The organism is Streptococcus suis (assembly GCF_002960425.1).
In the GTDB taxonomy this organism is placed as follows: Bacteria; Bacillota; Bacilli; order Lactobacillales; family Streptococcaceae; genus Streptococcus; species Streptococcus suis_S.
Map to the genome: position 1 here is coordinate 1 of NZ_POIZ01000010.1, position 11,770 is coordinate 11,770.

Genomic DNA, 11,770 nt, shown 5'->3' on the forward strand with positions numbered 1-11,770 from the left:
AAGAATGGATTTGAGAGAGATATTAAGATTTACGAAGCTGATCCTGTACAAGCTAGTGAAGAGTTAGACCAGTTAGCACGGACAGAGAAAGGAAACCTCAAACAAATTCAGTATAATCCTACGTGGAACTATTTCAAGAACTTAGTCAAAGAGGAATTGACAAGTAAAGAGGGAGCCCGCATTTATGCCAAACGCAAGGTGGATGTCGAACCTGTATTTGGTAGGATGAAGGGTGTTTTTGGCGTGCGCAGAGTCCATGTCAGAGGTCAAAAGGTGGTTGAAACTGAGATAGGATTCCTCCTAATGAGCATGAATCTAACGAAATTGGCTAAGAAATTAGTCCAAGAGAGTAGAAACAGAAAGAAAAACACAGACAGTTCGGCTGGATTTCATCAAAATCAGCTCGAATCTATCTGTGTTTTTTATTTACCGGCTAGTTTTTGCCCAGCCTCTTTTTAAGTCCTTGTAAGCGCGAGCTACTATTATGCCTTGCTAAAGAAGAAAGGTGGTGCATATTGCTTCAAATATTCGAAACAAGAGAGGGCACTTTCATTATCCTCGCAGATAATCAAGCAGACATCATCACCGCAAACTGTCGCAATGATTTCAGGGATTTCCATGGCATCCAAAATAGAGCCGAAGGAATTGGCCAAACCAGGTAAGGCTTTCAAAATGACCTGGTGCTGAACAGGTTTGAGCATGACCAAGGCATCTTCCATATAGAGCCGCAGCCGTTTTTCCCAGCGACTTGGAGCGATGGGGTTGATGACATAATGAGAAGAATCATCCTCATTGACCTTAACCAAATTGAGCATCTTAATGTCGCGGGAGAGGGTGGACTGGGTAACGGATACGCCGTTTAGATTTAGGAGTTCTTGCAATTCTTGTTGGGTATGGATTTTTTTCTCCATCACCAAGGACAAAATCAATTGGTGCCGACTTTCAATCTTGTTCATAGGAACCTCCTACAAGATGGCAGTGCACGGAAAATCGCCTAGAAAGCCTAGACTTGATTTTCGATGACAAGGAAAGTGTCGCTATTGAATAAACATAGCATCTCCAAAACTGAAGAAGCGGTAGCCTTCTTCAACAGCGTGTTTATACGCATCTAAGACGAATTCTCGACCTGCAAAGGCAGATACCAACATAACCAAGGTTGATTTTGGTAGATGGAAGTTGGTTGAAAAGGCATCGATGATGCGGAATTGGTAACCAGGTTTGATAAAAATATTGGTCCAGCCAGAATCAGCTTCTAGGCGACCATCGAATTTATTTCCGATGGTTTCCAGGGTGCGAATGGATGTGGTACCAACTGCAACAATCCGACCGCCCTGGTCCTTGACCTGATTGAGCGTTTGAGCTGCATCGGCGGATAGGTTATAGAATTCGGAGTGCATTTCATGTTCGTCAAGATTGTCAACGGAAACTGGTCGGAAGGTACCTAGACCAACATGAAGGGTCAAATAGACTAGCTTGACACCCTTGGCTTCAATTTTTTCTAGTAGTTCTTGGGTGAAATGTAGGCCAGCGGTCGGCGCGGCGGCAGAACCGTTTTCCTTGGCATAGACCGTTTGATAACGTTCACGGTCTTCTAATTTTTCATGGATGTAAGGCGGAAGTGGCATTTCGCCCAGACTTTCTAAGACTTCTAGGAAGATACCTTCATAGGTAAATTCCACAATTCTTCCACCGTGTTCTAATTCTTCTACAATAGTGGCGGTTAGTCTGCCGTCACCAAAGGCAACTGTGGTGCCGACTTTCAGGCGTTTTGCTGGTTTGGCAAGCACTTCCCACTGGTCACCTTGGGTATTTTTCAAAAGTAAAAGCTCCACATGACCCTTGGTTTCGGGCTTGTAGCCATAGAGGCGGGCAGGGAGCACACGCGTGTTGTTCATGACCAGAGCATCCCCAGGATTTAGCTGGTCAATGATGTGGTCGAAGTGGCTATCGACCATGGTTTTCTGCTGGCGGTCGAGAATGAGTAGTTTTGAGCTGTCGCGTTTTTCAAGTGGTACTTGGGCAATCAGCTCCTCTGGTAATTCAAAATCAAAATCTGCGGTATTCATGTGTTCTCCTTATGAAAGAATGGTAATAAAATAGAAGAGCAGGCCAAATGGAAGCAAGACCAAGGGAAGTCCAATCGTGTAAAATACGATTTTCAATGTTCTTGAATTGGTGATAAGATAGCCTGCTAGGCAGTTGAGAATACCGAGAAAAAATAGGTATATAAGTACAGTTGTCATACCTTTATTATACCATAGTTGCATCCCTAAGTCTTGACGAACGAAAAGGAATGAGAAATAATTTTCTAATTTATTATACTAACATTTGTTTAAAAATATAATGTGAGAAGCTTGACAAAAATTGGTCTATACCATACAATAGATTTATAAAATCGGTCTATACCAAAAAGGAGAAATAAGAATGAAAGTTCATATCGTTAAGAATCAGGTGGAAGGGGCAGCTATTGCCTTTGATATTCTCAAGCAGAAATTAGCAGATGGCGCGCAGGTTCTGGGTTTGGCTACAGGTTCCAGCCCAATCGAATTTTATAGGCAGATTCGTGAAAGTGATCTGGATTTTTCTGAGGTGACATCTGTGAACCTGGATGAGTATGTTGGTTTGGGTGAAGACAGTGACCAGTCCTATGTCTATTTTATGAAAGAGCATCTTTTTAACGCTAAACCATTCAAGGAAAACCATTTGCCAAACGGTTTGGCTAGTGATTTGGATGCGGAGTTGGTGCGCTACAATGCCATCTTGGAAGACCATCCTGTTGATTTCCAAATTCTAGGTATCGGCCGCAATGGTCATATTGGCTTTAATGAGCCAGGGGCTTCCTTTGACGGAGTTGCTCGCGTTGTGGATTTGGCACCATCAACCATCGAAGCCAACGCTCGCTTCTTTGACAATCCAGATGATGTACCAAAACAAGCCATCTCCATGGGCATCGCCAATATTATGGCAGCCAAGACCATTGTTCTTATGGCCTATGGTCAGGAAAAAGCTGACGCCATTAAGGCGACGGTGGAAGGTCCTGTGACCGAGGAAGTTCCAGCAAGTGTCCTTCAAAACCATGATGATGTTATCCTCATCATTGACGAAGCTGCAGCTAGTAAATTAGCCTGAATAATAGTAAAAACCACAACAGTTTCAACTCAGTAATAGAGATTGCCGTTGTGGTTTATTTTTTACACCTCTTCCCCCATCAAACTCTGATGAGCTTTTCGGAAACGAATGACATGATAGGCGACCATGGCGTGCGAGAGCAGGTTGAGGATAATAAAGATGAGTAGGTTTGCATGTCCAGCTAGCAGTAAGGCAACATTTCCAATCACTAAAATCAGACCGTAGATGAACAGTCCTTTTCTACCAACTTGGTGAATTTGTTGATTATAGAAGGAAGTTGATAGGATGCCTCCGTAGAAAAGCAAGTTTCCTACAACCAGCATGGGCAAGGCCAGTTCATTGTGATGGCTAGGGAACAATTCCATTGCTACTGTGAAGAAATTCAAACCAAGGACTATCACCAAGTGAGCATAGAGCAGAACGCTCACATCTGCCTTGCGGTGATGGTCGATGGACAGATAGGTTTGGGAAATATAGAAGATGAAGAGGGTTGCCATCGCGAAGAAAAGTAAAATTCCTTCCAGAGCCAAGTCTAGTAGCGGATAATTTTTGATGATGGCGATGACCGTTTCACCGAAGGTGATAATGGTAATCAGCTGACAACGTTCCACCATGTGTGGAAAGTTAATGGGGTCATGGCTCATTCTCTTTTGGAAGAAGAAGGGAATCAAGAAGGGAATGATATAGACAATCAGCATTCTCTCATCATTGGTCCAGAGCTTGAAAATGACTAAAATGGTTGCAGCGGCAAAGATAGCAATATAATAGGCTAACATCTGTAAGGTTGCCTTGATGTCCTCATTAAAGCCAATCCGTCTTCCTCTTAGATAATATTGCATGAAAATCAAAACGTATGACAGGGTCAGAAAGGCATTGAAGTGCAGAGCTGTTTTTTCAAAATCATTGCTGAAGTTGAGTGACATGTTACCAATCAGATACATGGATGGAATAATCGTAAAAATATCCAGAAAATCTCGTTCGCCATATTTATTGAGATAGATAGTTTCATTCATCCACAAGGTCATAATAATCAAATTGGCGATGATAAAGGTGACAATCTCCTTAAAACCGATGTGGTCCCCATGTAATAAGCCTGTCAGAGAAGAAGTGGCTAGGACAAAGACCAAATCATAAAACAATTCATAGTTGGATACGCGTTTTGCCTTAATGTCAGACATGGTAATCTCCTTTTTCTGAAAATCTGAATTATTATACCATACGAAAAGGTGAGAGGGCAAACCAGTTATTTGTGGAACTGATGTTCTAAAAATCGTGGAAAATGTCTGTGTTCATTTTCGATTCTTCATTCTTTAGTGGATAACAACTTTTTTATAATAGCAAAGATTGTCGTTTTATGGTATACTATCTAAGTCGCAATCACTAAACAGCGCAAGTTGGGAGGTGAGAACTTATGCTAGATAGTTTCCTGAAACTTGTTTTGTTACCGTTGTTAGTCAGCGTAGTTGCAGAACTTATTGCGGAGTGGCTAATCCGTAAGTGGCAAAACAAACGCGACAATTAACTTAGCCTGCGTGCCTTGAGCAAGCACAAAAAAACACCCATGGTTGCCGCCATGGGTGTTTTCCTTATGCTTAGTTTCCTGAACTTTTAAGCACAATGATTATAACATATGTGTCTTTAGTTTTCAAGTGTCCAGTCCAAGTCAGGGCCGACTGGGACAATACCTGTAGGGTTAATGGTCTTGTGGCTACCATAGTAGTGCTGCTTGATATGGTCGAAGTCCACCGTTTCTGCAATACCCGCATGATTGTAAAGGCGCTTGGTGTAATTCCATAGATTCGGATAGTCAACCAAGGCCTTGATATTGCATTTAAAATGCCCAAAGTAAACTGGATCAAACCGCACTAAGGTAGTAAAGAGGCGAATATCAGCCTCTGTCAACTGATTGCCCACCAGATAGTCCTTATCCGCCAAATGCTCTTCCAATTTATCCAAGGCAGCAAAGAGATTTTTGACTTCTTTCTCATAAACTTTCTGGTTGGTTGAAAAACCTGCCTTGTAGACACCGTTGTTGATGTTTGGATAGACAAAGTCATTCATGGCATCAATCTCGGCTTGTAGGTGTTCTGGATAGTAGTCATCGTAGTTGCCTGTAATGTCGTTGAAGGCAGTATTGAACATACGCATGATTTCAGCAGATTCGTTACTGACGATGGTATTGGTTTCTTTGTCCCAAAGGACAGGCACAGTTACCCGACCAGTATAGTGTGGATCAGCTTTCAAATATACCTGATACAGATAGTCGCTGTTAAAGAGGGAATCCTTGATGACACCAGGACCGTCTGCGAAGGTCCAACCATTTTCTAGCATCAAAGGATGAACGATAGAAAGCGAAATGTGTTCTTCCAACCCTTTCAGTTTTCGCGTAATCAAGGTCCGACTGGCCCAAGGACAAGCTAAGGAAATGTAGAGGTGGTAACGACCAGATTCTGCCTTGAAACCGCCGTTTCCTGTTGGACCAGCCTGTCCATCAGGGGTAATCCAGTTACGAAATTGTGTGACAGTACGGACAAACTTACCGCCTGTTGACTTGGTGTCATACCATTGGTCTACCCATTTGCCATCTTGTAAAAGTCCCATGAAGTTCTCCATTTCATTATTAGGCAATCACCCGAGTATCAGGTGAGCTCTATCCATATATCACTAATTAGCATTATAAAAAATTTTAAAACAAAGTCAAGTCAGATGTTTTGTGCTAGAATAGTGCTATGAGATTGGATAAGTGTTTAGAGAAGGCAAAAATTGGCTCCCGCAAGCAAGTAAAAAAATTATTTAAAGCCCAACAAATCAAGATTAACGGGCAAGTTGCTCAAAGCCTCAGTCAGATTGTTGACCCAGGCCTGCAAGAAATCATGGTAGCTGGTAATAGGGTTGAGTTGGAAGCTAGTCGTTATTATCTGCTCCATAAGCCTGCTGGTGTCGTTTCTGCCGTTTCTGATAAGGACCACCAGACAGTCATCGACCTGATTTCACCAGAGGATAGGGCAGACGGGCTTTACCCTGTCGGTCGCCTGGACAGGGATACCGAGGGCCTAGTCCTCATTACCAACAATGGTCCACTCGGCTACCGCATGCTCCATCCTAGTCACCATGTAGATAAGGTCTACTATGTGGAGGTCAACGGCCCCTTGGGTCAGGATGCCCCGACATTCTTTGCATCAGGTGTTACCTTTTTGGACGGCACCCGTTGCCAGCCCGCAGATTTGACTGTTTTGGAGGCTTCTTTGGATCATAACAGAGCGACCATCAAGTTGGCAGAAGGCAAGTTTCATCAGGTCAAGAAGATGTTTTTAGCCTATGGTGTCAAGGTCACCTATCTCAAGCGGATTTCCTTTGGAGGTTTTGAGCTGGGGGATTTGGAACGAGGTGCATACAGACAACTTAGTCCCAATGAATTGGACCATTTATTCACTTATTTTGACTAGAGGAGGGGAAATGATGAGCATTTATGATTTTACAGTACAAAAACAAGATGGGACAGACCAGCCCATGCGGGATTTTCAGGGTCAGGTTCTATTGATTGTCAATACGGCAACAGGCTGTGGATTGGCTCCTCAATACAAGGAATTACAGGAGCTATATGATAGCTATAAAGACAAAGGTTTTGTGGTACTGGATTTTCCTTGCAATCAATTTTTAAATCAGGCACCTGGTTCTGCTGAAGAAATCAATCAGACCTGCAGTTTGAACTATGGAACAAGTTTCCCACGATTTGCAAAAGTGGCTGTAAACGGTGTAGAAGCTAGTCTGCTTTATCGCTATCTCAAGAAAGAAAAATCAACCGTATTAGGAGGTCGAATTGAGTGGAATTTTACCAAGTTTTTGGTCGACAGACAGGGGCGCGTGGTCAAACGCTATTTACCAACGACTAGTCCATTAAAACTGAAAGAGGACATTGAACTTTACCTAGAAAAATAATAAGAAGGCTGGAGAAATCTAGCCTTCTTGTTTTAATAAGAATAGAAGATAGGGCGCACCAATTATGGTAAGCACCAAACCAGTTGGAATACCTGTACCGACCAAGAAGGAACGGGCGACCATGTCAGCCAGGACCATCAGGATACTTCCAATCAGAAAGGCAGTGGGTAGGCTGTCTTGATGTTGTTTACCGACCACTTGTTTGGCCAAATGACCAGCCAGTAGGCCGACAAAGGCAGTATTGCCAACCAGTAGGGAACTAAGACTGGCTAGGCTTGTTGCTAAGAAAATGACAATCAGGCTTTCTTTCTGCCGATCTAGACCTAACCCAGTTCCCAGGCTGGGTTCTAATTGCAGAATATTTAGTCTTGAGAAACGGATGAAGCTCAGCAAGCAGAGGACAAGCAGGGCAGGACCTACTAGGCTGATGGTTTGCCAGTCATCTCCGACATATCTCCCCGTTAACCAACCGATAATGTTTTCCAACTTGTAGCGGTCAAACCGGACCATGAGGCTAATCATACTGCTGGAAAACAGGCTAGCCAGACCAACACCAGTCAGGACCAGTCGCGTCGGTTCTATCCCTCGTCCCTTTTTATAAGCCAGTAAATAGACCAAGCCAGTTGCAAGAAATCCACCTGTAAGAGCCAAAACTGGCTGTGAAAGTGGAAAAGTTACGTTCCATGTCAGTGCAAGCGTCAGCAAGAGCCCTGCCCCCGCATTGACACCCAGAATGCCAGAATCTGCCAAGGCATTTCTTGTCAATGTCTGAAATAAATGTCCACTAACTGCCAGAGCTCCACCAGCTAGAATGGACACCAAAAGACGTGGCAGGCGGATTTTCCAGAAAATCAACTGGGTCGCTGTGTTTGCCTGTCCGCTTAAGGTTGCGAATAAATCTGTCAGCCCAAGTTTACTGTAGCCTATTATTAGGGAGAGCAAGGAAAGGGCGGTCAGAAGGAGTAAAAGTAAGAGCAGAATATCCTTTTTCTTCATGCTAGATATTCCCCCTTTCGAATGAGCCAGAGAAAGATTGGAAGTCCGACAAAGCTAATCAAACTGCTCAAGGGAGTTTCATAGGGAGGATGGAGGGTTCGACTAATCAAATCCAGCCAGACTAGAAAACCAGCTCCAGCCAAGGATGAAAAGGGTAAGATATAACGATAATCTTTTGGAAGCATGGAAGTCAAGAGGTTGGGGATAATAAGTCCGATAAAGGATAGGGAACCAACTAAGGCGACAGAAGAAGCTGACAAGAGTACAACGATGGCCAGGAAGAAGATGGTCATCTTATGAGTGTCTTGCCCCAAGGCAGTAGCCACTGTATCATCCAAACTCAGAATGGTCAAAGAATGGGCAAATACTTGCGCCAACAGCAGTCCCAGTAAAATAAGAGGGGCTAACCAGTACAAACTATTCCAGCTAATGTTGGTCAGGCTACCTGCTTCAAGACCAACAATGTGGTTGGACAAATCATATAATAGAGCTATTCCCTGTCCCAAGGCTTGCGTGAGAGCAGTGACCATGACACCTGCTAAAATCAGTCTGAGTGGACCTTTAGAATGCTTTTTTTCTTGGCTGAGAAAGATGACTAAGCTAGCTGAGCAAGCAGCTCCCACTAAACAGGCAAGAATACTAAGGAGCTCAGAAGAATGGGGCCAGAAGACCATTTTCAAAATCAGAAAGAGCCCAGCTCCAGCAGGAATTCCCAGTAGCCCAGGGTCTGCCAAGCGATTACGCGTCACGGCCTTCATGATAGTTCCAGAGGTCGCAAGACTTGCCCCAACCAGCCCTGCCGCCAAAATCCGAGGTAAGCGCAATTCAATTAGAACATCTTGAAGTTTTGACTGACGCAAGGGATTTTTTAAGACGGAGAGGATTTGGTCATGAGAGTAAGAAATAGCTCCCAAACGAAATCCCCAGTAAGAACCCAGCAAGAGAAGAAAGAGCAGGAGGAAAAAAAGAGGGGAAGGCGATAGGCTAACCTTGAAGTTAGCTGCAACCTCTTCCCCATTTTTTCTCTCCAAGTGTTTCAAAAACATAGAGAATCAATCCTTATTTTGTGATAGCTTCCTTGAGAATGTTCAGTTGATACTCAAGTGAAATCGGGTCGTTGAAGTAGAAGGCCTTGCTATCTACCTTGATGACACGATTGTTTTGAACAGCTGGAAGGTTTTTCCACAAATCGCTGTTCAATAGACCTGCGGCAACACTTTCGTCTTCAACAGCCAAGATAATGTAGTCCCCTGCGTAGTCTGGCAAAACTTCCTGTGACACAGCAAGGAAACCTGGACCGAAGACTTCATCCTTGACTTTTTGAGGAGCGGTATAAGCTAGTTCTTGGTAAATAATCTCTCCACCACGTCCCCAGTTATTACCGAAGAGGTAGAGGTCTTGACCAAGATAGCCCATGATGGTAAATGTTGCGTTGTCGCCTGTCTTAGCTTTTATTTCCTTGGCAGCATTTGCAACATTCTCCTTCCAAGCGGTTTGCCATTCTTCAACAGCGGCTTCTTGTCCAAAAATTTGACCAAAGACTGTCAGGGTTTCAGCATAGCTATGCTTGCCGTATTCAAGGGAAATGGTAGGAGCAATCTCAGCAAGCTGCTCGATTTTTTCATCTGTCGAGCCAGTCACGATAAGGTCTGGTTCCAGCGCAGCTATGGCTTCCAAATCTTCACTGGTAACAGCAGTAGCACCGCTTAATTTATCAGCAAAGGCTGGATTTTCCAAGTCGTAGGAAGTCGCACCGACCACATCAAAGCCCAACTGCAACAAATAGCCAGTGTTGGCAAAGTTGAGGCTGACCACCTTTTTAGGCTGAGCAGGAATGTCGCCATAGTAGGCAACTCCCTCGATAGTAGGCATGCTTGAAAGGGCTGTTTGGCTATCCTTTTGGGAAATAGCAGAGCAGGCAGTCAAGACAAGGACTGACAAAACAAGACTGAGAGAAAGTAGAAACTTTTTCATAAAAACTCCTTTATGTTTATCTATCATGGTGTGTGAGTGTAGGTGGCTAGAATGGGATAACCATAGTGACTGGCAGGCAGAATTTCTGCTTCAATACCAAAGATTTGTCGCAGATGTTCAACAGTGATAACCTCATCTATGCTTCCTTTATGAAGGACCTGTCCATCTTTCATGGCAATGAGGCAATCAGAGAAGCGGGCAGCGTGGTTGATATCATGCAGGACCATGACAATAGTTTTGCCATTTTCTTGATTGAGTTTCCTCAGTAACTGCAAGACTTCTAGTTGATGCTGCATATCCAGATAGGTGGTCGGCTCATCTAAAAAGATGGTATCCGTATCTTGTGCCAAGGCCATGGCTATCCAAACCCGTTGCCGCTGCCCACCTGATAGGGATTGGACAGATACTTGAGCGAATTCCATGGTTTGCGTCACTTTCAAAGCCCAGTCAATTTTTTCTCTATCGAGGTCCGTCAGTCTGCCAAAGGCATGCTGGTGAGGAAAGCGGCCATAAGAAACCAAATCATAGACTCGAATCCCGTCCAAACTTTCCTGTACCTGTGGGAGTAGGGCCAACTGTTTAGCAATCTCCTTTGTCGGAATTTGTTGCATGTCTTTTCCATCCAAAAAGACCGCTCCCTTTTCAGCTGGTAAAATACGGCTGAGAGCCTTTAGTAGCGTGGATTTTCCACAGCCATTGGCACCGATAATACTGGTGATTTTTCCAGTAGGAAAGTCTATCGATAGGTCTGCTAGGATTGATTTTTTCCCATAAGAAACGACCAAATCCTTGGCTGATATGGTAGCCATACACCCTCCTTTACTCACATTGAAATCCATTATATCATAGTTTTTAGGATAAACAAAGATTTTTCTGACAATTTTAATCTAATAAGAATGATTATAAAAATGCTAACTAAGCACAGGGGAATGCTGGGCGGAAGCAGAATTATATTTGTTTAGTATTTTCTATAATGTTATAATATCTATAGAAATAAGATATAGGAGGAATGTTCTATGAATAGCCTATGGCGAGAAGATAGAAGTCTATTGGATAGCTATCTATTGAGTGCCCTTTGTATATCTAGTATGCTGTTGGTGCTGACAAGCCTGATCCAGTTTGTCCATGACAAAGACTATAGCCTCTTTTTCCTCCAGTTGTTTCTCCTTCCCATTGTGTACCTGCCCTTCTTTCACAAACCAAGTAGGAAGAGATTTTTGCTAGTCACTTTTTTAGGGGGACTGACTAGCAGCCTTCTGCGTGACAGTGGAATAGTTGGTTTTGCAGTGCCCAATAAGATGGTCTTCTTCTATTTGTTGGTCTTGCTTACTCTTTACCTTGTTCGCCATTATTTGCTAGTTAATAAGAAATTGTCAGAATGACTGAAACAAGAGGCTGGGCAAAAACTAGCCGCTCACATATAAAAAAACGAGCAATTCCAATTAGGATTTGCTCGTTTTCCATTTCATGCTTTATAATTATAATAACCACAAAACAACTAGAAAGGCATGAAAATGTATAAACAGTATAACACAAATCAGTTAAGTTTGGAATTAAATCTTGCTTGGGATTTACCTGCAACGCATGAGGCTCGTCTGATTAGTCAGTTTGTGGATACCATTCCTTTATCCGTTCTATTAGAAGAAACTTCCCATACTGGTCGTCCAGCCTTTCATCCAGCCATGTTGCTCAAAATGACCCTGTTCGCCTATGCTCGCCAGGTATTCTCTGG

General features: G+C 43.4%; 13 protein-coding genes and 2 pseudogenes. 6 read left to right on the top strand and 9 right to left on the bottom strand.

Going from position 1 to position 11,770, the window contains the following annotated elements:
- Positions 1–340, top strand: a pseudogene (locus tag C1G57_RS00530) (transposase); the annotation flags it as partial.
- A gap of 142 nt (positions 341–482) precedes the next feature.
- Here C1G57_RS00530 and C1G57_RS00535 read toward each other — a convergent pair.
- The 3 genes from C1G57_RS00535 to C1G57_RS11220 all read right to left on the bottom strand — a co-directional run bounded on the left by C1G57_RS00535 (position 483) and on the right by C1G57_RS11220 (position 2,243).
- Positions 483–956 carry an arginine repressor gene (locus C1G57_RS00535; RefSeq protein WP_105113290.1) on the bottom strand — a complete coding sequence of 158 codons (474 nt, stop codon included), beginning with the start codon at positions 954–956 and terminating at the stop codon, positions 483–485.
- A gap of 81 nt (positions 957–1,037) precedes the next feature.
- Positions 1,038–2,066: a tRNA preQ1(34) S-adenosylmethionine ribosyltransferase-isomerase QueA gene (gene queA, locus C1G57_RS00540; RefSeq protein WP_105113291.1), complete on the bottom strand. Its 1,029-nt coding sequence runs from the start codon at positions 2,064–2,066 to the stop codon at positions 1,038–1,040.
- 9 nt (positions 2,067–2,075) lie between these two features.
- On the bottom strand, positions 2,076–2,243 hold the full coding sequence (locus C1G57_RS11220) for a hypothetical protein (RefSeq protein ID WP_193434475.1): 168 nt from the start codon (positions 2,241–2,243) through the stop codon (positions 2,076–2,078).
- Between the two features lie 181 nt (positions 2,244–2,424).
- On the opposite strand from C1G57_RS11220, the gene C1G57_RS00545 reads away from it, so the two are divergent.
- Positions 2,425–3,129, top strand: a complete 705-nt coding sequence (locus C1G57_RS00545) for a glucosamine-6-phosphate deaminase (RefSeq protein ID WP_105113292.1) — start codon at positions 2,425–2,427, stop codon at positions 3,127–3,129.
- A gap of 62 nt (positions 3,130–3,191) precedes the next feature.
- Here the strand turns inward: C1G57_RS00545 and C1G57_RS00550 are convergent, their stop codons facing one another.
- Together C1G57_RS00550 and C1G57_RS00555 are read right to left on the bottom strand one after the other, a co-directional pair.
- Positions 3,192–4,307, bottom strand: coding sequence for a low temperature requirement protein A (locus C1G57_RS00550; RefSeq protein ID WP_105113293.1), 1,116 nt, complete (start codon positions 4,305–4,307; stop codon positions 3,192–3,194).
- A 460-nt stretch (positions 4,308–4,767) separates the two neighbouring features.
- Positions 4,768–5,730: a glutathione S-transferase family protein gene (locus C1G57_RS00555; RefSeq protein WP_105113294.1), complete on the bottom strand. Its 963-nt coding sequence runs from the start codon at positions 5,728–5,730 to the stop codon at positions 4,768–4,770.
- Positions 5,731–5,858: 128 nt separating this feature from the next.
- Between C1G57_RS00555 and C1G57_RS00560 the strand changes: the two genes are divergently transcribed.
- Together C1G57_RS00560 and C1G57_RS00565 are read left to right on the top strand one after the other, a co-directional pair.
- Positions 5,859–6,575 (top strand): pseudouridine synthase, encoded by a 717-nt coding sequence (locus C1G57_RS00560; RefSeq protein WP_105113295.1) that lies wholly within the window; start codon positions 5,859–5,861, stop codon positions 6,573–6,575.
- Positions 6,576–6,588: 13 nt separating this feature from the next.
- On the top strand, positions 6,589–7,068 hold the full coding sequence (locus C1G57_RS00565) for a glutathione peroxidase (protein ID WP_105113296.1): 480 nt from the start codon (positions 6,589–6,591) through the stop codon (positions 7,066–7,068).
- 18 nt (positions 7,069–7,086) lie between these two features.
- Here C1G57_RS00565 and C1G57_RS00570 read toward each other — a convergent pair whose 3' ends face one another.
- Genes C1G57_RS00570 through C1G57_RS00585 form a run of 4 tightly spaced genes read right to left on the bottom strand, consistent with a single transcriptional unit; the run spans position 7,087 to position 10,847 of the window.
- On the bottom strand, positions 7,087–8,064 hold the full coding sequence (locus tag C1G57_RS00570) for a FecCD family ABC transporter permease (protein WP_105113297.1): 978 nt from the start codon (positions 8,062–8,064) through the stop codon (positions 7,087–7,089).
- Entirely contained in the window at positions 8,061–9,110 is a 1,050-nt protein-coding gene (locus C1G57_RS00575) for a FecCD family ABC transporter permease (protein ID WP_105113298.1), read from the bottom strand. The genes C1G57_RS00570 and C1G57_RS00575 overlap by 4 nt, the downstream gene beginning before the upstream one ends.
- Positions 9,111–9,123: 13 nt before the next feature.
- Positions 9,124–10,038, bottom strand: coding sequence for an ABC transporter substrate-binding protein (locus C1G57_RS00580; RefSeq protein WP_105113299.1), 915 nt, complete (start codon positions 10,036–10,038; stop codon positions 9,124–9,126).
- A 23-nt stretch (positions 10,039–10,061) separates the two neighbouring features.
- The gene (locus C1G57_RS00585) at positions 10,062–10,847 is read right to left on the bottom strand and encodes an ABC transporter ATP-binding protein (protein ID WP_105113300.1); all 786 of its coding nucleotides are present in this window, start codon (positions 10,845–10,847) and stop codon (positions 10,062–10,064) included.
- 207 nt (positions 10,848–11,054) lie between these two features.
- On the opposite strand from C1G57_RS00585, the gene C1G57_RS00590 reads away from it, so the two are divergent.
- Positions 11,055–11,420, top strand: a complete 366-nt coding sequence (locus C1G57_RS00590) for a hypothetical protein (RefSeq protein ID WP_105113301.1) — start codon at positions 11,055–11,057, stop codon at positions 11,418–11,420.
- A gap of 132 nt (positions 11,421–11,552) precedes the next feature.
- Positions 11,553–11,770: pseudogene (locus tag C1G57_RS00595) on the top strand (IS5/IS1182 family transposase); the annotation flags it as partial.

Excerpts from the sequence above, each read along its gene's own strand:
- C1G57_RS00535 (WP_105113290.1), bottom strand. The coding sequence starts at position 956 with ATGAACAAGATTGAAAGTCGGCACCAATTGATTTTGTCCTTGGTGATG.
- queA (WP_105113291.1), bottom strand. The coding sequence starts at position 2,066 with ATGAATACCGCAGATTTTGATTTTGAATTACCAGAGGAGCTGATTGCC.
- C1G57_RS11220 (WP_193434475.1), bottom strand. The coding sequence starts at position 2,243 with ATGACAACTGTACTTATATACCTATTTTTTCTCGGTATTCTCAACTGC.
- C1G57_RS00545 (WP_105113292.1), top strand. The coding sequence starts at position 2,425 with ATGAAAGTTCATATCGTTAAGAATCAGGTGGAAGGGGCAGCTATTGCC.
- C1G57_RS00550 (WP_105113293.1), bottom strand. The coding sequence starts at position 4,307 with ATGTCTGACATTAAGGCAAAACGCGTATCCAACTATGAATTGTTTTAT.
- C1G57_RS00555 (WP_105113294.1), bottom strand. The coding sequence starts at position 5,730 with ATGGGACTTTTACAAGATGGCAAATGGGTAGACCAATGGTATGACACC.
- C1G57_RS00560 (WP_105113295.1), top strand. The coding sequence starts at position 5,859 with ATGAGATTGGATAAGTGTTTAGAGAAGGCAAAAATTGGCTCCCGCAAG.
- C1G57_RS00565 (WP_105113296.1), top strand. The coding sequence starts at position 6,589 with ATGAGCATTTATGATTTTACAGTACAAAAACAAGATGGGACAGACCAG.
- C1G57_RS00570 (WP_105113297.1), bottom strand. The coding sequence starts at position 8,064 with ATGAAGAAAAAGGATATTCTGCTCTTACTTTTACTCCTTCTGACCGCC.
- C1G57_RS00575 (WP_105113298.1), bottom strand. The coding sequence starts at position 9,110 with ATGTTTTTGAAACACTTGGAGAGAAAAAATGGGGAAGAGGTTGCAGCT.
- C1G57_RS00580 (WP_105113299.1), bottom strand. The coding sequence starts at position 10,038 with ATGAAAAAGTTTCTACTTTCTCTCAGTCTTGTTTTGTCAGTCCTTGTC.
- C1G57_RS00585 (WP_105113300.1), bottom strand. The coding sequence starts at position 10,847 with ATGGCTACCATATCAGCCAAGGATTTGGTCGTTTCTTATGGGAAAAAA.
- C1G57_RS00590 (WP_105113301.1), top strand. The coding sequence starts at position 11,055 with ATGAATAGCCTATGGCGAGAAGATAGAAGTCTATTGGATAGCTATCTA.